This window comes from Micromonospora sp. LHW51205 (assembly GCF_003315815.1).
Taxonomy (GTDB): domain Bacteria; phylum Actinomycetota; class Actinomycetes; order Mycobacteriales; family Micromonosporaceae; genus Micromonospora; species Micromonospora chalcea.
The window spans coordinates 152030-171090 of sequence record NZ_QMEZ01000005.1 but is presented as its reverse complement, the minus strand read 5'-3'; the positions used below and the strand labels follow the sequence as shown (position 1 = coordinate 171090).

The following is a 19061-nucleotide window of genomic DNA, read 5'->3' as shown; positions in this document are numbered from 1 at the left end:
TCGTCACCAGCGACCGGTGGCAGCGTGTGGCACCGAGTCGACCGGAACGGCCGACCCGACCCGCCGGACCGGGTGGCCCGGGGGACGCCGGGACAACCACTGGTCGCACCCGGAGAAACGGACCGCGCCGGTCGCCGGTTACGGCTGGGACGGCGGCGAAATCACCAAGAGTGATCGGCCTGCGTGGGGCGTCGGGCACGCGACAGCGCCCGGCGGTGGCGCCGGTGAGGAAACGGGACGGTGGCTGCCGGTCAGGAGTGGAAGCCGTCGGGCAGCAGGCGGGCCAGGGCCCGTACCGCGCGGTACTGGAGGGCCTTGATGGCGCCCTCGTTCTTGCCCATGGCACGGGCCGTCTCGGCCACCGAGAAGCCCTGGAGGAACCGCAGCACGATGCACTCCTGCTGCTCCGGGTTGAGCTGCTTGACGGCGGTGAGCAGGGCGACGTTGGTGATGTGCTCCACCACCGCCGCCTCCGGGCTACCCTCCGGACCGCGGTCCTCCCGGTCGGCGTCGAGGACGTCGCCGGTGGTCACCTCCAGCCGGTAGCGCCCCGACTTGAAGTGGTCGGCGACCAGGTTGCGGGCGATGGTGACCAGCCAGGCGCCGAGGTCGCGCCCCTGCCAGGTGAAGCTGCCGATCCGCTTGAGCGCGCGCAGGAACGTGTCGGAGGTGAGGTCCTCGGCGAGCTGGCGGTTGCCGACCCGGAAGTAGACGAACCGGAAGACGGTGTCGACGTACCTGTCGTAGATCAGGCCGAACGCCTCGGACTCGCCGGCCTGCGCGCGTTCGACGAGCGTCCACACCTCGGTGGCCGGGTCGGACGGGTCGGGGCGGCTGGGGAATCCGGTGGCGGGCGTGGCGGCCGGCACGGCGGGCAGGACGGCGGTGTCGCCTGTGGTCACCGCCGGCAGGATCGCGGTCTCCGCGGCGGACGGCTCCGCGCCGGTGGCCGCGTCACCGCGCCGGGCCTGCGCCGGCATGGTCGGGCGGGCCGGGCTGCCGAGGCGGCCGGCCGCGGGTTTCGCGTTGCCGCCGGGCGTCGCGGGACGCGCCGGCGCCTCGTTCGTGTGGTGCGCGCGGCTGCGTACGCGCCGCCCCTCGCCGCGTACCGCGAGCTGGCTCTCGGCGCTGCGTGGAGGCGGGTCCGCGCGCTCGTTGAGCGGGTTGCGCTGGGTCGGGCCGGTGACGCCGGCCGGCCGTTCGGCGTAACCGAAGGTGGTCACCGCGCCTCCCCGGTCCGAGTGGGCAGCGACCGCACCGGGCGCCACTGTGGTGCCGGGGGACCGGGTGGAACCCGGCCGGGCGCGGCCGGGTCGGGACGTGCCGACGGGCGGCAGATCCCCTTGAGGTGCTGGTCCAATGCGCTGACGGGCACGGGGGCCTCCTCGGGCTGAGGGGTGTCGACTCACGGCAAATGGGGTGAGCCGACCCGAGTGATGATAGGGCCAACGTCACCCACGCGTGGCAAGTCCGTTACACAGAGCGGAAGTATTTCCCGCCGGATCGCACGAATGGCGGACCCGTTGTCCGTCGCGTGTGGTTGACTTTCGCGCCGGATCGTGGTCCGCAGTGGAAAGTCCTGGTCGGAGCAGATTTTCTTTCCGCTCGGCGTGTCGCGAGGGCGGCTCGCACGGGTCGCCCCGGGTCGCTCGGCTCGTGCCGCTGGAGATCGTTATCCCGCGCTCGGGAATCCCACCGTACTGCATTCCCAGTCCCGTGTGGCGGACCCGGTGCCGTGTCCGGGCATGGTCCGGCGGACGCCGCTGTGCCAGACTCAGCCACCGTGCAGGACGCCGCCGAAAGCTCCGCGCCGAACCTCGCCGACCGGCTCCGCCGGGCCGCCACCGAACGGGGCGACCGGGCCGCGCTGCGCTGGCGCGAGCGGACGCTCACCTGGTCCGAGCTGGACGACGCGGTCACCGCCACCGCCCGCGCGCTGCTCGCCGACGCGCCGCCGGCTGCCGGACCGGGACATCCGCCCCGGGTGGCTGTCGCGTTCGGCAACACCCCGGACTTCGTGGTCACCTACCTCGCCGCGCTCCGGGCCGGCCTGGTCGCCGTACCGGTCAACCCCGCGCTCACCGCCCGCGAGCTGCGGCACGTGCTCACCGACTCCGGCGCGACGGTGCTGGTCGGCGCCCCCGAGGTGACCGCCCGGGTGGACCGCGCCGAGCTGCCCGGGCTGCGCGCCGTGCACACCGCGCCGCCGGTACGCGGCGACACCGGGCCGGACGGGTTCCCGGCCCGCGCCGGCGACGACCTCGCCGTCCTGCTCTACACCTCCGGCACCGAGGGACGGCCCAAGGGCGCGATGCTGTCGCACCGCGCGCTCGCCGCCAACCACGACCAGACCGACCGGATCGAGCCGCCGGTGGTCGGCCCCGACGACGTCGTGCTGCTCGCCCTTCCGCTGTTCCACGCGTACGGGCTGAACACGGTGCTCGGCGCCGTGGTGCGGCACGGCGCGACGGGTGTGCTCGTCGACGAGCCCGGCCCGTCCGGGGCGCTGGACGAGATCGCCCGGCACCGGGTCACGGTGCTCGTCGGCGTACCGTCGATGTTCCTGACCTGGGCCGAGGCGGAGCGTGACCCGGCCGCGGCGCTCGCCTCGGTGCGCGTCGCGGTGTGCGGCGCGGCGCCGCTGCCGCCGGCCGTCGGGGCGCGCTTCACCGAGTTGACCGGGCACCCGGTGCACGTCGGCTACGGGCTCACCGAGACCGCGCCGGTGCTCACGTCGACGCTCGTCGGCGGCGAGCCGAAACCCGGCTCGATCGGCCGTCCGCTGCCCGGCGTCGAGCTGCGCCTGACCGGCGCCGACGGCGTCGAGCTGTGGCGCGACGGCGCGCCCGCCGACGCCCCCGACGAGGACGAGATGGACCTCTCCGACGAGCTGGCCGGCACCGACCCCGGGCAGATCGTGGTACGCGGGGAGAACCTGTTCGCCGGTTACTGGCCGGACGGGCGGGGCGGGCCGGACCCGGACGGCTGGTGGGCCACCGGCGACGTCGCGTACGCCGACGGCGACGGCGACCTGTTCCTGGTCGACCGGCTCGGCGAGCTGATCCTGGTAAACGGCTTCAACGTCTACCCGCACGAGGTGGAGCTGGTGCTCCAGGCGCACCCCGGGGTGGCCGAGTCGGCGGTCCTCGGCGTGCCGCACCCGCGGACCGGCGAGACTGTGCGGGCGTACGTGGTCCGGGCGGCCGGTCCGCCGGTGACGGCTGACGAACTGCTCGCCCACTGCGCGCGTAACCTGGCCCGGTTCAAGTGCCCGACCGCCGTCGAGTTCGTCGACAGCCTGCCGTACTCGGCGATCGGCAAGGTACGCAAGACCGAGCTGCGCCCGGCGCCCGTGGTGCCGTCGCCGGCGTCGCCGACCGAGATCCGCACGGAGGTATCCGATGTCCAGTGACCCGAGGCTCATCCTGATCACCCGGCCCGGCTGCCACCTGTGCGACGACGCGAAGGCCGCGCTCGACCGTGTGGTCGCGGTCACCGGCGACCGGTGGGTGGAGCGGGACGTCACCGGCGACCTGGAGATGGAGCGCGACTACGGCGACCGGCTGCCGGTGGTGCTGCTCGACGGCAAGGAACACGGCTACTGGCGGGTCGAGGAGGACCGGCTGCTGCGCGACCTGACCACGCCGCAGCTCTAGCCTTAGAGTGCTCGGGTGACGGGTATGCGACGCCACCTCGTGTGGGACTGGAACGGAACGCTCCTCGACGACCTCGACCTGGTGGTCCAGGCCACGAACGTGGCCTTCGCCAGCGCCGGCGGGCCGGCGGTCACCGCAGCCGAGCACCGGGTCCGGTTCCGGCGGCCGATCGCCGACTACTACGCCGAGATGCTCGGCCGGGCCGTGGACGCCGAGGCGTTCGGCACGCTGGACCGGGTCTTCCACGACGCCTACCGGGCCGGGCTGACCACCTGCGCCCTGGCCGCCGACGCCACCACCGCGATCGAGTCCTGGGAGGGCAGCCAGTCGCTGCTGTCCATGTGGTTCCACGACGAGCTGGTGCCGACGGTGCACACGTACGGGCTGACGCCGCACTTCCGCCGGGTGGACGGGCTGCGTGCCACCGTCGGCGGCGGGCACAAGGCCGAGTGGCTGGAGAAGCACCTGGCCGAGCTGGGGCTGGGCGGGCACGAGGTGGTGCTGATCGGCGACTCGCTCGACGACGCCGACGCGGCCGCCTCGGTCGGCGCCCGCTGCGTCCTCTACACCGGTGGCCTGTCCGACCCGGACCGGCTGCGCGGCAGCGGCCACCCGGCCGCCGACACGCTCACCGAGGCGGTGACGCTGGCCCGCACGCTCGCCTGACCCGGCCCGGTCAGGCGCGCAGGTGGGCCAGGACGGCCAGGACACGGCGGTGGTGCGTGGTCGCGTCCGGCGGCAGGTCGAGCTTGGTGAAGATGTTGCGGACGTGCTTCTCGACCGCGCCGTCGCTGACCACCAGCGCCCGGGCGATGGCGGTGTTCGAGCGGCCCTCGGCCATCAGCGCCAGCACCTCGCGCTCGCGCGGGGTCAGCGACGCCAGCGGGTCGTCGCGCCGCCGCCGGACCAGCAACTGGCTGATCACCTCCGGGTCGAGCACGGTGCCGCCGGCGGCCACCCGGGCCAGGCCGTCGAGGAACTCGTCGATCGCGGCGACCCGGTCCTTGAGCAGGTAGCCGATGCCGCCGCCGGCCCCGCCCGCGGTGTCCAGCAGGTCGTCGGCGTACGACACCTCGACGTACTGGGACAGCACCAGGATCGGCGTACCCGGCACCCGGCGGCGGGCTTCCACCGAGGCGCGCAGTCCCTCGTCGGTGTGTGAGGGCGGCATCCGCACGTCCACCACCGAGACGTCGGGCCGGTGCGCCACCACCGCCTCGACCAGCGCGTCACCGTCACCGACGGCCGCCACCACCTCGTGCCCGTACTCGGTCAGCAGCCGGATCAGCCCCTCCCGGAGCAGTACGGCGTCGTCCGCGATCACCACCCGCATGGGTCCGGTGTCTATCACGCCCCGACCCGGCGGTCCGGGTCACCTCGGTAGTTCGGCGTGGACCCGGGTCGGGCCGCCGGCCGGGCTGGTCACCTCCAGCGTGCCGCCGGCCGCCCGGACCCGGTCGGCGATGCCGTTGAGCCCGTGGCCCTTGGCCAGGTGCGCGCCGCCGACGCCGTCGTCGGTGACGGTGATCTCCAGCCGGCCCACCTTCCGGGTGACCTCCACCCGGCAGGCGTTCGCCCGGCTGTGCTTCGACACGTTCGTCAGCGCCTCGGCCACCACGAAGTACGCGGTGCTCTCCAGCCCCGGATCGAGCCGGCCGGCGGCGGTGCCCAGGTCGTCGTCCACCACCAGTTCGGTCGGCACCAGCGCCCGGGCGGCCAGCGCGGCGAGCGCGCTGGGCAGGCCCCGGTCGACCAGGATCGGCGGCGCGATGCCCCGGGACAGCGCGCGCAGCTCGTCCAGCGTCTCCCGGGTCTGGGCCACTGCCTCGTCGAGCGTCTGCCGGGCCGCGTCCGGGTTGTCGGCGAGCTGGTGGCGGGCCCGGCCGAGGTCCATGGCGAGCCGGACCAGCCGCTGCTGCGGGCCGTCGTGGATGTCGCGCTCCAGCCGGCGCAGCGCGACCGCTTCGGCCGAGGCGGCGGCGCGCTTCTGCTCCTCCAGCGTGATGATCCGCTGCCGCATCTCGGCCACGCCGGTGAGCAGCGAGTACGCCAGCCCGGCCTGCAGGCGGGCGCAGCCGCGCGCCACCAGCGGGAGCGTGAACAGGGCGAACAGCCCGATCGCGGTGTTCAGGGCGATCCGCGCGCCGGCGCCGTCACCCATCCCGAGGAGCTGGCTCAGGTCCTGGTCGTCGACGCCGCGCGGGATGGCCCAGTCGTAGACGACGTAGAGCGTGCCGCCCAGGGCCAGCACCCACCAGACCACCAGCAGCACGAACGTGGGCAGGGCCACCAGTAGCCGGACGAACGCGTGCAGCAGGTCGAGCCACGACTGCGCGTCCCGGATCGGGGTGAACACCCGCCGCCAGAACCCGGCGCCCGGCTCCGGCCGGCGGTAGACCGGGCGTACCCGGGGCCGGTCCAGCACCGCGGCGAGCCGGAGCCGCTCGATGTCGGCCAGCCCACGGGCGGCGTAGAGGAAGCCGGCGAGGATCGGCAGGCCGAGCGTGGTCACCAGCAGCCCGGCGCTGAGTGAGATCCCCACCACCGCGAGCACGAAGCCGACGATCGCCAGCGGGAAGCCCACGAGTACGTAGGTGGTGTCGCGGGCGAGGCGGCGCAGCAGCCCGTGGACGGGGGACAGCGGAGTGGGCGCGGTGGCCAGTGGTGCGGCGGTCATGGTTCGAGGCTATGGGCGCGTGCCCCGCCGACCCATCCCGCACGCTGGCCTCTTGGGGGTGGGGTTCTCCCTACTGCAAAACGTGAGACTCGCCTCGCCACGCCGGTGACGGAGCGCTACGAGCCGCGCGCGATTGGTCAGGGAAGTCGGGATTGAGCAATAATCGCCACGCGCCGCCAAGGGAGGCGGTCGATCGATCTTGCGGGAATGGAGGGGCAGGTGAAGGCGCGTCGCGAGCTTTCAAGATCGCGATTTGTGCACCTCTTCACAAGCGCCTACTCTGTAGTTCCGACGCGCCCTGCTAGCACAGCCGGCAATCTCGGTCGCCAGCGGGAGTCCCGAAACGACCGGCCCCCGTCGCTGGTCGAGGATCGCACCGCACGGAGTCTCATGAGTCAGCACCGTCAACCAGGCGCGCCCGGCCGCACCGGTGCCGTACCGGCGCTTCCGGACCTGCCCGAGGCGACCGTGTCCCGGCTCCCGGAATACCTGCGTGCGCTGCACACGCTCGCCGACTCCGGGCACGAGACGGTGTCCAGCGAAGGGCTCGCCAACGCGGCAGGCGTCAACTCCGCGAAGCTCCGCAAGGACCTGTCCCACCTCGGCTCGTACGGCACCCGGGGCGTCGGCTACGACGTGGCGCTCCTGGTCGACCAGATCTCCTCGGTGCTCGGCCTCACCCAGTGCCGGGCCGTCGCGCTCGTCGGCGTCGGTAACCTCGGTCACGCGCTGGCCGGCTACGACGGCTTCGCCAACCGCGGCTTCCGTATCGCCGCGCTCCTCGACGCCGACCGGTCCCGGGTCGGCGAGCGGATCAACGGACTCGTCGTCCAGCACATCGACGACCTGCCCCAGGTGGTCGCCGAGGAATCGATCTCGATCGGCGTCATCGCCACGCCCGCCCCGGCCGCCCAGGCGGTCGCCGATCAGCTGGTCGCCGTCGGCGTGACGAGCATCCTCAACTTCGCGCCCTGCGTACTCTCGGTCCCGGACGGGGTCGACGTGCGCAAGGTCGACCTCGCCATCGAGCTGCAGATCCTGTCCTTCCACGAGCACCGCAAGGCGTCGCTGACCGCGCTCCCCGCCACCGGCGGGACCGCCCTCACCGCCCTGCCCGGCGGACTCGCGGCCACCGACACCCAGGAGGCGATCGGCACGTGAAACTGCTCGTCGTCGGCGCGTCCTACCGCACCGCCCCGGTCGCCATCCTGGAACAGCTCGCCGTCCCGCCCGCCGACCTCACCCGGACGCTGGACCGCCTGATCGCCCAGCCGTACGTCGCCGAGGCCGTCCTGGTCTCCACCTGCAACCGGGTGGAGGTCTACGCCGCCGTCTCCGGGTTCCACGGCGGACTCGGCGACATCTGCGCGGTCCTGGCCGATCAGGCCGGCTGCCAGCCGGCGGCGCTCGCCCCGCACCTCTACGTGCACTACGACGCCGCCGCCGTGGACCACGTCTTCCGGGTGGCCGCCGGGCTCGACTCGATGGTGGTCGGCGAGGCGCAGATCCTCGGCCAGCTCCGCGACGCCTACCACTCCGCCGGTGGCGCCGACTCGGCCGGCCGCCTGCTGCACGAGCTGATGCAGCAGGCGCTGCGGGTCGGCAAGCGCGCGCACGCCGAGACCAACATCGACCGGGCCGGGCAGAGCGTCGTCACCGCCGCCCTGGACCTCGCCGCCGAGATGCTCGACGGCGAACTGGCCGGGCGGCCCGCGATGATCGTCGGCGCGGGCGCGATGGGCTCGCTGGGCGTGGCCACGCTGTCCCGGCTGGGCGCCGGCCCGCTCACCGTGACCAACCGGGGCGCCGCCCGTGCCGTCCGGCTCGCCGAGTCGTACGGCGCGTCCGCCGTGCCGATGGCCGAGCTGATCACCGCGCTCGCCGACGTCGACGTCGTGGTCGCCGCCACCGCCGCCACCGAGCCGGTGCTCACCCGCGACGTGGTGACCCGGGCACTGGCCCGCCGGGACGCCGACCGCGGCCCGCTGGTCCTGCTCGACCTGGCCGTACCGCGCGACGTCGAGCCCGGCGTCGCCGAGCTGCCCGGCGTCGAGGTCGTCGACATCGACCGGATGGCCGCCGTGCTCGCCGACGGCCCGGCCGCCGCCGACGCCGCCGAGGTGGCCCGGATCGTCGCCGGTGAGGTCGAGTCGTTCCTGAGCTGGCTGCGCGGCGCCGACGTGGCGCCGACGGTGGCCGCCCTGCGCGGCCGGGCCGACGACGTGGTCGCCACCGAGCTGCGCCGGCTCGGCCAGCGCCGCCCCGACCTCAGCGACGACCAGCGCGCCGAGGTGGCCCGGACCGTGCACCGGGTCGTCCAGCGACTGCTGCACCAGCCGACCGTACGGGTCCGCCAGCTCGCCGCCGAGCCCGGCGGCGACCAGTACGCGGCGCTGCTGCGCGAGCTGTTCGACCTGGACGTTCCGCAGACGTCCCCGGTCGACACCGTTCCCGACGTGGTCGCCACCGATCTCGACGGGCGGCCGTCGTTCGACGCCGCCGACATCCCGCCCACCGGAGGTGCGCGATGACCGCCCCACTGCGCCTCGGCACCCGGGGCAGCGCCCTGGCGATGGCCCAGTCCGGCCACGTGGCCGAAGCCCTCACCGCGGCCACCGGCCGCCCGGTCGAGCTGGTCGAGGTGGTGACCGCCGGGGACAAGTCGACCGCCCCGGTGCAGCGACTCGGCGTCGGCGTGTTCGTGTCCGCGCTGCGCGACGCGCTGACCGCCGGTGAGATCGACTTCGCCGTCCACTCGTACAAGGACCTGCCCACCGCGGCGGCGCCCGGCCTGCACGTCGCGGCCGTGCCGCCCCGGCAGGACCCGCGCGACGCGCTGGTGGCCACCGACGGCCGTACGCTCGCCGAGCTGCCGCCCGGCGCCCGCGTCGGCACCGGCGCGCTGCGCCGGATCGCCCAGCTGCACGCGCTGGGCATGCAGTTGGAGGTCACCCCGATCCGGGGCAACATCGACACCCGGCTCAGCCGGGTGCTCGGCCCGGACGCCGACCTCGACGCCGTCGTGCTGGCCCGCGCCGGGCTCAACCGGATCGGCCGCGCCGACGTCATCACCGAGACGCTCGACCCGATGCTCATGCTGCCCGCGCCCGCTCAGGGCGCGCTGGCCGTCGAGTGCCGGGCCGACGACCAGGACGTGATCGAGATGCTCGCGCTGCTCGACCACGAGCCGTCCCGCGCCGCGATCACCGCGGAACGGGCGCTGCTGGCCACCCTGGAGGCAGGATGCAGCGCACCCGTGGCCGCGTACGCCGTCCTCGCCGAAGGCGAGCCCACCGACGAGGGCGACGTGATTCAGGAGATCTACCTGCGCGGTGCGGTGATCAGCCCGGACGGTTCGCGTGACCTCCGGCTGTCCCGCACCGGAACGCCCGCCGACGCGGCGGAGATCGGCAAGGCACTCGCCGCCGAACTCCTCGAACTCGGCGCCGACTCGATCCTCGGCCAGGACGCACAGGCCGGCCCGGGGACCCAGCAACTTGGGAGCACAGAATGACCCGCACCCGTAAGCCCGTAGGCCAGATCGCTTTCGTCGGGGCCGGTCCCGGCGACCCCGGCCTGCTGACCCGCCGGGCGCTGGACGCCCTGGTCGAGGCCGACCAGGTGGTCTACGACCGGGGCGTACCCGAGTCGCTCCTGGCGCACGTACGCGCCCAGGCCCGGCCCGACGCCGAGTTCAGCCCCGCCGAGGGCGTGCCGGGGGACGTGGCGAAGGTGCTGATCTCCGCGGCCCGGTCCGGGCAGAACGCCGTGCACCTGGTCGCCGGTGACCCGTTCGGCCACGACTCGGTGGTCAAGGAGGTGCAGGCGGTCGCGCGTACCGCAGCGCACTTCGAGGTGGTGCCGGGCGTCGGCCAGGCCGAGGGCGTGGCCACCTACGCGGGTGTCCCGCTGCCGGGCGTACGCACCGCCGCCGACGTCGAGGACGTCACCGCGCTCGACTTCGACGCGCTCGCCACGGCCGTGGGCCGGGGTTCGCTGGCGCTCGCCGTGGACGCCGGTGACCTGGCCGCCGTCCGGGACGGCCTGCTGGCCGCCGGCGTCGACGGCACCACAGCGGTCGGGGTGACCGGCGACGGCACCGGCGAGACGCAGTACACCACCACGTCGACTGTCGACTCCTTCGTCGCGGCGGCGCTCGGCTTCACCGGCCGGGTGGTGCTCACCGTCGGCGCGGCCGTCACCGACCGCGACAAGCTGAGCTGGTGGGAGAACCGCCCGCTGTACGGCTGGAAGGTGCTGGTGCCCCGCACCAAGGAGCAGGCCGGCGTGATGAGCGCCCGGCTGCGCGCGTACGGGGCGATCCCGTGCGAGGTGCCGACCATCGCGGTCGAGCCGCCGCGTACCCCGGCGCAGATGGAGCGGGCGGTCAAGGGCCTGGTCGACGGCCGCTACGCCTGGGTGATCTTCACCTCGGTCAACGCGGTCCGGGCGGTGTGGGAGAAGTTCGCCGAGCACGGCCTCGACGCCCGCCACTTCGGCGGCGTCAAGATCGCCTGTATCGGTGACGCCACCGCTGAGGCGGTCCGCGCGTTCGGCATCCAGCCGGAGCTGATCCCCTCCGGGGAGCAGTCCTCCGAGGGCCTGCTGGCCGAGTTCTCGCCGCACGACGAGGTCCTCGACCCGGTCGGCCGGGTGCTGCTGCCGCGCGCCGACATCGCGACCGAGACGCTTGCCGCCGGGCTCACCGAGCGGGGCTGGGAGGTCGACGACGTGACCGCGTACCGGACGGTGCGGGCGGCCCCGCCGCCGGCCGAGATCCGCGACGCGATCAAGTCGGGCGGGTTCGACGCCGTGCTGTTCACCTCGTCGTCCACGGTGCGGAACCTTGTCGGTATCGCCGGGAAGCCGCATGCGCGCACGGTTGTTGCAGTGATCGGGCCCAAGACGGCGGAGACCGCCACCGAGTTCGGCCTGCGGGTCGACGTGCAGCCGCCGCACGCCTCGGTGCCCGACCTGGTGGAGGCGCTCGCCGCCTACGCCGTCGAGCTGCGGGAGAAGCTCGCCGCCATGCCGGCGAAGCAGCGCCGGGGCTCCAAGGTGCAGGGCCCGACCGCCCTGAGGTTCCGCTGACAGGAGGCTCCCTCATGCCGTACCCCGAGATCCGGCCCCGCCGGCTGCGTCGCAACGCGGCCGTGCGGCGGCTGGTCTCCGAGACCCGCGTCGACCCGGCCGAACTGGTCGTGCCGATGTTCGTCAAGGAGGGGCTGACCGAGCCGAGGGCGATCGCGTCGCTCCCGGGAGTGCTCCAGCACTCCCGGGACTCGCTGCGCAAGGCCGCCGTCGAAGCGGTCCAGGCCGGGGTCGGCGGGATCATGCTGTTCGGGGTGCCGGCGACGCGCGACGAGACCGGCTCCGGCGGTGTCGACCCGGCGGGCATCCTGAACGTGGCGATCCGGGACGTGGTCGCCGAGGTCGGTGACGCGACTGTGGTGATGAGCGACCTCTGCCTGGACGAGTTCACCTCGCACGGGCACTGCGGCCTGCTCACCCCGGACGGCGGGGTCGACAACGACGCCACGCTCGCCGCGTACGCCGACATGGCGGTGGCCCAGGCCGCCGCCGGGGTCCACATGGTCGGCCCGTCCGGGATGATGGACGGCCAGGTCGGCGTGGTCCGCAAGGCGCTCGACGCCGCCGGGCACCAGGACGTCTCGGTGCTCGCGTACGCGGTGAAGTACGCCTCCGCCTTCTACGGCCCGTTCCGCGACGCGGTGGAGTCGGCGCTGGAGGGCGACCGGCGAACCTACCAGCAGGACCCGGCGAACCTGCGCGAGTCGCTGCGCGAGGTCGAGCTGGACGTGGCCGAGGGCGCCGACATGGTGATGGTGAAGCCCGCGCTGCCCTACCTCGACGTGGTGTCGGCGGTCCGGGCCGCGGTGGACGTCCCGGTCGCCGCCTACCAGGTCTCCGGCGAGTACGCGATGGTCGAGGCGGCCGCCGCGAACGGCTGGATCGACCGGGAGCGGGTGATGCTGGAGACGCTCACCTCGATCCGCCGGGCCGGTGCGCAGATCATCCTCACCTACTGGGCGGTCGAGGCGGCCCAGCTGCTGCGCGAGCGCTACTGACCCTCGCCCGGCCGCCCGGCGTCGGACCCGGGGCGGGCTCGCGCCGGCGCGCGTGTCGTGGCGCGTCGGTGAGATCCGCGGGCGGTGCGTTGCCTCAAGTTGTCCACAGCCAGACGCGGTAGCTCACAGTAGTTTTCAGGGCGGCAGGCGCTATGCCCCTCAGCCGACTTTGCTCTGCAGCCACGGGCGCAACTGTCACGAAGCGTAAGCAGTGCTTCGAAGGCTGCAGAGCAAAGTCGACTGAGGTGGTCTTCCTTGGCTCGGCTATTTCGAGCATTGTGTCCGGATTGGTTGTTATTTGTCTTGAGTGTGCGGCGTTCGCTTCGGCAGTACTGGCTAACGCACAGTGATGTCACGCCCCGTGTGCCTTGAGTGGGGCGGTTGACGCACGGCGAGGTCTGGTCGGGCGGCGGATTCCAGGTTTTCCACAGGGGTGCGGAGCGGGGTTCGCCCGGGTGCATCCGAGCACGGTCGGGCGGATCGAGGCGGGCAGCCTGACACCGAGCCTGGCCATGCTGTCGCGCATCGTGGGCACGGCCGGCTTCCGGCTCGTGGTCGTCGACGAGGCCGGCACGGTGCTCAAGCCGATGCGTGACCGGGCCGACCTGCGTGACGGCGCGGAGCGGCGGTACCCGTCCCACCTCGACGTCGTCACCGACCCGGAGCCGGGGGAGTGGTGGGCCGACCGGTACGGGCTGGCCCGCCCGCCGGAGACCTTCTACCGCGACCGGGCGGTCCGGGACGCGCTGCGCCGCCGCAGCCAGTGGGAGGTGCGGGTGGCCAAGTACCGGAACGTGCCGCCCCCGCCCGATCCGCAGCGGTGCGGATACCGCGGCGGCCCGCCGATCCGCCCATGAGCGAATCGACGGGCCGCCGCCCGGAACACCTGTCAGTCGTCGTTCAGGATCGTCCCGACGCCGGACGGGTCGGCCAGCCGCAGGCCCGGCACACCCGCCACGTACAGCGTGAGCTTCTCGTCCGCCTCGCGCTTGCGGTCGCCGCGCACGGTGACCGGGAACGCCAGCGAGGTCTGGCCCGCGGGGAGCAGCTTGCAACCCACGTACGGGTCGTAGTCCGACCCGGCCTGGGCGGTCGTGCCGTAGGTGGTCGCGCAGATCAACGCCGGCTCGGAGAGCGGGCGGGACACGGTGACGGTGAACGTCATCGCGCGGGTGCCCTTGTCGCCCTCTGCCACCGAGGTGTCGGCCACCCGCAGCGAGGCACGCGACCGGAACCGGGCCACCTGCGGGTCGTGGTCGCTGGCGCCCCGGTCACCCAGCTCCGGCGCGTCGGTCGGATAGTCGGCGTTGATGTGCGCCGTCCGTACCTGCACCAGGTCGTCGTGCATCGGGTCGTTCACGAACAGGTTGTCCAGCGTCTGCGCCTGGCCGCTGAAGGTGTACGAGTACGCCGACGCGGGCGCGTCCGCCACCAGGTCGTCCCAGAGGTTGTGCAGCCCGGCCTCGTACAGCGGGGCGAGCTGGTCCGACGGGGTCGGGTTCTGTGCGGTGGCGATCGGGTCGTCCGGGCGGGGGAACACGTTCAGGTCGCCGCCGTAGACCACGCGGGCGTTCGGGTCGCTCGCCTCGACCGCCGCGACGATCGCGGCGCCGTACGCGGCCTGCTCGCGGCGCTGCCCGACCCGGCTGTCCGGCCCGGACGAGAAGTGGTTGGCGACCGCCCAGAGCGTGAACCGCTCGGTCGAGCCGGGCGCGGCCTTGACGGTGAACCGGGCCAGCTGGGCCGCGCGGGTGTAGACGTTGCTGCCGTCCACGCCGGTCGACCGGTCCACGTCGGCGGGCAGCACCGCGTTGAACGCCTTCGGGTTCTGCACGTCCGTGTTGGACGCGAGCGCCGCCGAGCGGTACTGGACGGTCGGCGCGGAGCCCAGCAGCGGGTCCGCGGCGGTCGCCTCGGCCAGCGTGAGCCGGTCGGTGCGGTAGAGGAACGCCGAGGCGATGCCGCGGGCGTCCGCGCCGGTGCGGTCGTACGCGGCGGCGTAGGCGGGGCCGCCGTTGGCCGCGATGGCCAGCGCCAGCTCCTGCACGGTGTCCGGCGCGCCGTCGGCGTTGTTCGTGTCACCGCACGCCAGGGCGCCGTCGACCACCGAGCAGATGTCCTGGTCCTCGGCCTCCTGCACCAGGATCAGGTCCGGGCTGTGCAGCGAGTTGACGATCTGCCGGGCCTGCGCGGCCAGCTTGGCGGCGTACGCCTCCTGGCTCGCCGGCACGTAGTCGAACGGCGGGCTGACCCCCGTACATCCGGTGTTGCCGGCGAAGTCGCAGCCGTCGAACGGGTCGTCCCGGTAGTCGTACAGGTTCTCCACGTTGTAGGTGGCGATCGCGACCTCGCTGCCGCGGTCGGCCGGCTGCGGCGGGTGGTTCGCGGCCGGGTCCGCGCCACCGGTCAGGGTGAGCTGCTCGGGCTGCACGCTGTACTTGCTGAACGCGTACGACACGGAGCCGTAGGCGTCCTCGGTCAGCGTGTCGAACGTGCGCGCCTCGGGCAGCAGCGCGCGGGAGTCACCGGCGGCCGCCTTCACGCCGCCCGCTCCCAGCAGGATGCGCTGGTTGTTGCCGTTGTCGAAGAGCGTGCCGGGGATGTCGTCGAGCGGGTGCGCGTCCCGGAACACCCGGCGCGCGTACGGGTCGGACCGCTTCATGACCGGGTCCTCCCGGTCCAGCACGTAGATCTCGGAGTCGGCGGTGGAGGAGTAGATGTGCCGGGGCGCGGATACGCCGCTGCCGGCGCGTACCCGCATCCGCTCGCCCTCGTGCCGCTCCCAGAACAGGTCGGCGGCGGCCGCCTCGGCCGGCGGGACCGCGTCGTCGACCCGGACCGCGGTGTCCACGTCGAGGCCGGAGTCGAGCTTGCGGACCAGCGAGGCGCCGGAGAGCTGGGTCTGGTTGAAGTACTCGGAGACCCGGCCGCGCAGCACTACCTCGTCGCCGACGGTGGGGGCGTACCCGCCGATCAGCGTGGTGAACGAGCCCATGAAGACGAACAGCCCGTCGGAGGTGAGCGGGTCGCCGTCCTCGGTGCCGAGCCGGCTCTGCAGGTAGAAGCCCCACTGGTCGGCCCCGGCCGAGCTGCGGGTCAGCGACATGCCGGTGATGACGCCGCGCACGTCGTACAACTGGGAGCTGGTGCCGTTGCCGCTGGCCGGGGCGAGCGGCGACCGGTCGGCGCGGCCGTCCTCGTCGTCGCCGGTGCGGCCCTGCACCTCGCCGATCGACAGCACGCTGGTGGCCTGCACGGAGAGCGTGCAGGTGGCGGTGTCGCCGTCGTCGTCGGTGGCGGTCACCGTGACCGCGTAGCTGCCGGCCGGCAGGCCGGTGGCGGTCAGCGTGGCGGTGGCCGTGCCACCGTCCCCGGCCGCCGGGGTGAACGCGGTACGGCTGATCGAGCCGCTCGCCGGAGCCGGCACGACGGCGGTGACCGCGAGGTCGGTGATCGTGTCGTCGGCGTCGGTCGCGGTCACCTCGCGGGTCGCGGTGGCGCCCGCCGACAGCGTCAGCGCGCCGCCGCAGGCCAGCGTCGGCGGCTGGTCGACCGGGCCGCCTCCGCCGATGGTGTGGCTGCCCAGCCCGTCGAACGTGTCGGTGGCGAAGCCGGCCCACTGCGCGGCCGGGTCGAACGGGTCCGCCGGGTCGATGTCGCCGGCGGTCACCGAGGGCAGCCGGCGCAACGTGTTGTCGGCGGTGCTGGTGAGCCCGCTGCCCCACTCGCTGCCCGGGTCGACGCCGACCTGGCCGAGGGAGTCGACCACCGTGTCACCCTTGCGCAGCACGATCGCGTCGTCGCCGTTGAACAGCGACCCGCCGTACGTCTGGTCGGCCTGGGCGAGGATCGCGGGCGCGGCCGACGCGGCGGCGAAGACGAACACGTCCCCGGCGGCGACGGTGCCGGTCAGCGCGATGTTCGTCGACGTGCTGGCGCCGTTGAAGTAGAGCTGGAGCTGGTAGCCCGCGGCAGCCAGGTCGATCGGGGCGCCGGTGCCGTTGTACAGCTCGACGGCCTTGTTGTTGGACGACCCCTCGACGTACTCGGAAATGAGCAGGTCGGTGGGCGCGGCGCTGGCCGCGGGGGGTGCGACAGCGATCGCCGTGAGGGTGACGGCGGCGGTGGTCGCGAGCGCGGCGAGGGTGCGGCGCGGGCGCATGGGGCCTCCACGGTGGGTGGACAGGAACTAACGAACGTTAAGGGTCTCGTGGGTCCACCGTCCAGCCCTTCGGTGGCCGTCCGGTGAACGGTCAGCGGTGACTGTCCAGCCGGTGCACCAGTTCGGCGACGTCCACCCCGTACTCGCACCAGTCGCGGTCGGGGCGGTAACCCAGCTCGGCGTTGACCTTCAGCATCGACTCGTTGTCCTGCGCGTTCCAGGTCTGCACCTCGACCAGCTGGGGCTCGGCCGAGCGCAGCTCCAGCAGCATCCGCGCCTTGATGGCCCGGTCGATGCCGTAACCACGGTGGTCGTGGACGACGATCGTGTCGTACTGGTCGGCCCGGGTCGGGTGCTGCGCCGGCACCACCACCTCGGTCAGCCCGGCCACGTCCCCGGTCCGCTCGTGCAACGCCAGCACGATGTACGGCTTCATGCCGCGCCGGTGCAACGTGGCGAGACTGTCCCGCAGCCGGTCCGGGTCGTAGGAGCTGGGCCGCAGTTCCACGTCGTCGGAGTCGCGCACCTCGGCCTTGGCCCGCGCGTACGCCTCGAGCAGCTCGTCCGGCGGCCCGCCGGGCCAGAACTCCACGTGATAGCCCGCGCCCACCTCGGCGGCCATCTCGGTCAGCGCCGGCCAGTCCACCGTACGCAGGTCGAGCACGCTGCGGGTCTCCACATAGTCGCGGGTGAAGCCCAGCGACTCGTAGAACGCCACGGCCGGGGTGTCGCCGACCACCTCCACGCCGATCGACTGGAAGCCCTCGTCCCACACCCGGCGGGCGGCCACCCGGACCAGCTCACGGCCGAGCCCGGTGCGCCGGACCGCCGGATGCACCAGCACCTCCAGTACGCCGATGCCGCCCAGCAGCAGCACGTGCACATGCCCGACGATCGCTCCGGGCGTGCCGTCCGGAGCGTCGTCCTCCTGCGCCACCCAGGAAATCCGCCGCTCGCCGGGCATCACCTCGGACAGGTACTCCCGCATGGAGCTCTCCCGCCAGGGCGGGTCCTGCGGCAGGTCGGCCGCCAGGACCGCGTTCAGCGTGTCCAGCAGGGACGCGATCTCGGCGGACGAGGCGGTCCGAGGGTTCCACTCGCGCACCATCACCCGTCTAGCTTGCCGTCAACGGCTGCCGGGGGGAAGGGTTCAGTCCGCGAATGTACGCGAGCGGTCACCTCACGTTGCGGCTGAGCCTGCCGTACTCGTCGGCCTTGTCGAAGACGGCCTGGGCATAGCGGCGCACATCGTTGTAGGAGAGGATGGCTCCCCACCAGTCGCCCGGGATGGTCATGTTCCGGCCGCCCTTGCACAGGTACTGGCCTGCGGCCAGCGCCGCGTCGTCGATGTCGTGCGGGTTCTTCACGCCGTCGTTGTCCGCGTCGGCGCCGATCTCCTGCCAGGTGGTCGGGATGAACTGCATCGGGCCGAGCGCCCGGTCGTAGACGCGGTCGCCGTCGAGCTGCCCCTGGTCGGTGTCGAGGATCCGGGACCGGCCGCCCTGTCCGTCGAGCGGCTGCCCCTTGATCTCCGGCAGCGCCCGGCCGTCGGGACCGAGCGTGGCACCGTTGGCCGAGCCGTGCCCGGACTCGACGTGCCCGATGGCGGCGAGCGTGGTCCAGCTCAGCTGGCAGGCGCGGTTGGTCTGGGCGAGCACCAACTCGGCGTAGGCGTACGCCTGGAGCGCCACCACCGGGATGGCGGTGACCGCGCTGACCCGCCTCGCCCAGTCGGCGAGGGCGTCGGCGGGACGACCGGTGGGCGGTGCGACAGTCACGCCGCCGGGCAGCGGCGTTCCGGTCGGCGCGGCGGTGCCGGACAGCCCGGACGGGTCCGGGAACAGGGGCGTCGCGGCGGGCGCGGCGGTCCGCGCCACGGTCGGCTCCGGCAGGGCCTCGTCGACCGACGCCGGCCTGCCGACGGCGGCCGGCACGATCACCGCGCCGGCCGTGGTGGCGGCGCCGACCAGGGCGAGCAGGAACAGCGCCGGCAGCGTGGTCCGCCCGGCGGGGCGGCGGGACCAGGCGCGGGTGGCGTTGGCCGCGCCGACGGCGAGCTGCCGCGGGCGGGTGCGGACGGCGTGCGCGAACGGCACGCGCCGACGTCGCCCGCCGGCCGGCTGCGCGTCGTCCGCCGCCCCGGCCTTCGCCTCCGGCTTCTCGCCGGACGGGGCACCCGCGTCAGCCTTGGTGTCCGTGTCGGCTCCGGCGTCGGGCGTGCGCCCCTGCTTCGCGTCCGGCTCGGGCTGCGGATTCGCGCCCGGGTCCGGGTCCGTGCTCGGCTCGCCAGCCGTGGCGTCCGGGTCGCGGGCCGGGCCGGCGGGCGGCTTCGGGGGAATGGGGTCGCGCTCGCGGCGGGGACGCGGGACGGGCCGGGCGTCGCCGTCGGGCGGCACGGCGGGTCGCAGGGGCCGGGCCGTCGCTCGCCGTTCGCCGTCCACCACCCGTCGAGTATCACCCATCCGTGTGACGGCGTC

General features: G+C 73.8%; 15 protein-coding genes. 9 read left to right on the top strand and 6 right to left on the bottom strand.

The annotated features are described in order from the left end of the window. Nucleotides 1-251: 251 nt before the first annotated feature. Complete coding sequence (locus DQE82_RS20225) at nt 252-1223, bottom strand: ECF subfamily RNA polymerase sigma factor, BldN family (protein WP_043328086.1); 972 nt, start codon at nt 1221-1223, stop codon at nt 252-254. 512 nt (nt 1224-1735) lie between these two features. On the opposite strand from DQE82_RS20225, the gene DQE82_RS20220 reads away from it, so the two are divergent. Genes DQE82_RS20220 through DQE82_RS20210 form a run of 3 tightly spaced genes read left to right on the top strand, consistent with a single transcriptional unit; the run spans nt 1736 to nt 4322 of the window. After that, complete coding sequence (locus DQE82_RS20220; protein WP_113973497.1) at nt 1736-3412, top strand: AMP-binding protein; 1677 nt, start codon at nt 1736-1738, stop codon at nt 3410-3412. After that, nucleotides 3402-3656: a glutaredoxin family protein gene (locus DQE82_RS20215; RefSeq protein WP_013288752.1), complete on the top strand. Its 255-nt coding sequence runs from the start codon at nt 3402-3404 to the stop codon at nt 3654-3656. The genes DQE82_RS20220 and DQE82_RS20215 overlap by 11 nt, the downstream gene beginning before the upstream one ends. Before the next feature lie 24 nt (nt 3657-3680). Further along, complete coding sequence (locus tag DQE82_RS20210) at nt 3681-4322, top strand: HAD family hydrolase (protein WP_013475152.1); 642 nt, start codon at nt 3681-3683, stop codon at nt 4320-4322. A 10-nt stretch (nt 4323-4332) separates the two neighbouring features. Here DQE82_RS20210 and DQE82_RS20205 read toward each other — a convergent pair whose 3' ends face one another. Continuing rightward, complete coding sequence (locus tag DQE82_RS20205; protein ID WP_113973496.1) at nt 4333-4989, bottom strand: response regulator transcription factor; 657 nt, start codon at nt 4987-4989, stop codon at nt 4333-4335. A 39-nt stretch (nt 4990-5028) separates the two neighbouring features. After that, the gene (locus DQE82_RS20200; RefSeq protein ID WP_069087776.1) at nt 5029-6333 is read right to left on the bottom strand and encodes a sensor histidine kinase; all 1305 of its coding nucleotides are present in this window, start codon (nt 6331-6333) and stop codon (nt 5029-5031) included. 390 nt (nt 6334-6723) lie between these two features. Here DQE82_RS20200 and DQE82_RS20195 point away from each other — a divergent pair, with 390 nt between their 5' ends. The 6 genes from DQE82_RS20195 to DQE82_RS20170 all read left to right on the top strand — a co-directional run bounded on the left by DQE82_RS20195 (nt 6724) and on the right by DQE82_RS20170 (nt 13279). Further along, on the top strand, nt 6724-7494 hold the full coding sequence (locus DQE82_RS20195) for a redox-sensing transcriptional repressor Rex (RefSeq protein WP_043328093.1): 771 nt from the start codon (nt 6724-6726) through the stop codon (nt 7492-7494). Beyond that, nucleotides 7491-8864, top strand: coding sequence for a glutamyl-tRNA reductase (locus tag DQE82_RS20190; protein WP_113973495.1), 1374 nt, complete (start codon nt 7491-7493; stop codon nt 8862-8864). The genes DQE82_RS20195 and DQE82_RS20190 overlap by 4 nt, the downstream gene beginning before the upstream one ends. Further along, the gene (gene hemC / locus DQE82_RS20185) at nt 8861-9847 is read left to right on the top strand and encodes a hydroxymethylbilane synthase (protein ID WP_064446671.1); all 987 of its coding nucleotides are present in this window, start codon (nt 8861-8863) and stop codon (nt 9845-9847) included. The genes DQE82_RS20190 and hemC overlap by 4 nt, the downstream gene beginning before the upstream one ends. Then, a complete protein-coding gene (locus DQE82_RS20180; RefSeq protein WP_030502883.1) occupies nt 9844-11424 on the top strand; it encodes a uroporphyrinogen-III synthase in 1581 nt (526 codons plus the stop codon). The genes hemC and DQE82_RS20180 overlap by 4 nt, the downstream gene beginning before the upstream one ends. 14 nt (nt 11425-11438) lie before the next feature. Beyond that, nucleotides 11439-12422, top strand: a complete 984-nt coding sequence (gene hemB, locus DQE82_RS20175; RefSeq protein ID WP_113973494.1) for a porphobilinogen synthase — start codon at nt 11439-11441, stop codon at nt 12420-12422. A 455-nt stretch (nt 12423-12877) separates the two neighbouring features. Continuing rightward, the gene (locus DQE82_RS20170) at nt 12878-13279 is read left to right on the top strand and encodes an XRE family transcriptional regulator (protein WP_223201302.1); all 402 of its coding nucleotides are present in this window, start codon (nt 12878-12880) and stop codon (nt 13277-13279) included. A 32-nt stretch (nt 13280-13311) separates the two neighbouring features. On the opposite strand, the gene DQE82_RS20165 is transcribed toward DQE82_RS20170, so the two are convergent. The 3 genes from DQE82_RS20165 to DQE82_RS20155 form a co-directional block, all read right to left on the bottom strand. Next, on the bottom strand, nt 13312-16584 hold the full coding sequence (locus DQE82_RS20165) for a lamin tail domain-containing protein (RefSeq protein WP_113973493.1): 3273 nt from the start codon (nt 16582-16584) through the stop codon (nt 13312-13314). 91 nt (nt 16585-16675) lie between these two features. Continuing rightward, nucleotides 16676-17692 carry a GNAT family N-acetyltransferase gene (locus DQE82_RS20160; RefSeq protein WP_113973629.1) on the bottom strand — a complete coding sequence of 339 codons (1017 nt, stop codon included), beginning with the start codon at nt 17690-17692 and terminating at the stop codon, nt 16676-16678. A 67-nt stretch (nt 17693-17759) separates the two neighbouring features. Continuing rightward, nucleotides 17760-19046: a lytic transglycosylase domain-containing protein gene (locus DQE82_RS20155; RefSeq protein WP_233514726.1), complete on the bottom strand. Its 1287-nt coding sequence runs from the start codon at nt 19044-19046 to the stop codon at nt 17760-17762. Between the last annotated feature and the right edge of the window lie 15 nt (nt 19047-19061).

Excerpts from the sequence above, each read along its gene's own strand:
- DQE82_RS20215 (WP_013288752.1), top strand. The coding sequence starts at position 3,402 with ATGTCCAGTGACCCGAGGCTCATCCTGATCACCCGGCCCGGCTGCCAC.
- DQE82_RS20210 (WP_013475152.1), top strand. The coding sequence starts at position 3,681 with ATGCGACGCCACCTCGTGTGGGACTGGAACGGAACGCTCCTCGACGAC.
- DQE82_RS20205 (WP_113973496.1), bottom strand. The coding sequence starts at position 4,989 with ATGCGGGTGGTGATCGCGGACGACGCCGTACTGCTCCGGGAGGGGCTG.
- DQE82_RS20200 (WP_069087776.1), bottom strand. The coding sequence starts at position 6,333 with ATGACCGCCGCACCACTGGCCACCGCGCCCACTCCGCTGTCCCCCGTC.
- DQE82_RS20195 (WP_043328093.1), top strand. The coding sequence starts at position 6,724 with ATGAGTCAGCACCGTCAACCAGGCGCGCCCGGCCGCACCGGTGCCGTA.
- hemC (WP_064446671.1), top strand. The coding sequence starts at position 8,861 with ATGACCGCCCCACTGCGCCTCGGCACCCGGGGCAGCGCCCTGGCGATG.
- DQE82_RS20180 (WP_030502883.1), top strand. The coding sequence starts at position 9,844 with ATGACCCGCACCCGTAAGCCCGTAGGCCAGATCGCTTTCGTCGGGGCC.
- hemB (WP_113973494.1), top strand. The coding sequence starts at position 11,439 with ATGCCGTACCCCGAGATCCGGCCCCGCCGGCTGCGTCGCAACGCGGCC.
- DQE82_RS20165 (WP_113973493.1), bottom strand. The coding sequence starts at position 16,584 with ATGCGCCCGCGCCGCACCCTCGCCGCGCTCGCGACCACCGCCGCCGTC.
- DQE82_RS20160 (WP_113973629.1), bottom strand. The coding sequence starts at position 17,692 with ATGGTGCGCGAGTGGAACCCTCGGACCGCCTCGTCCGCCGAGATCGCG.
- DQE82_RS20155 (WP_233514726.1), bottom strand. The coding sequence starts at position 19,046 with ATGGGTGATACTCGACGGGTGGTGGACGGCGAACGGCGAGCGACGGCC.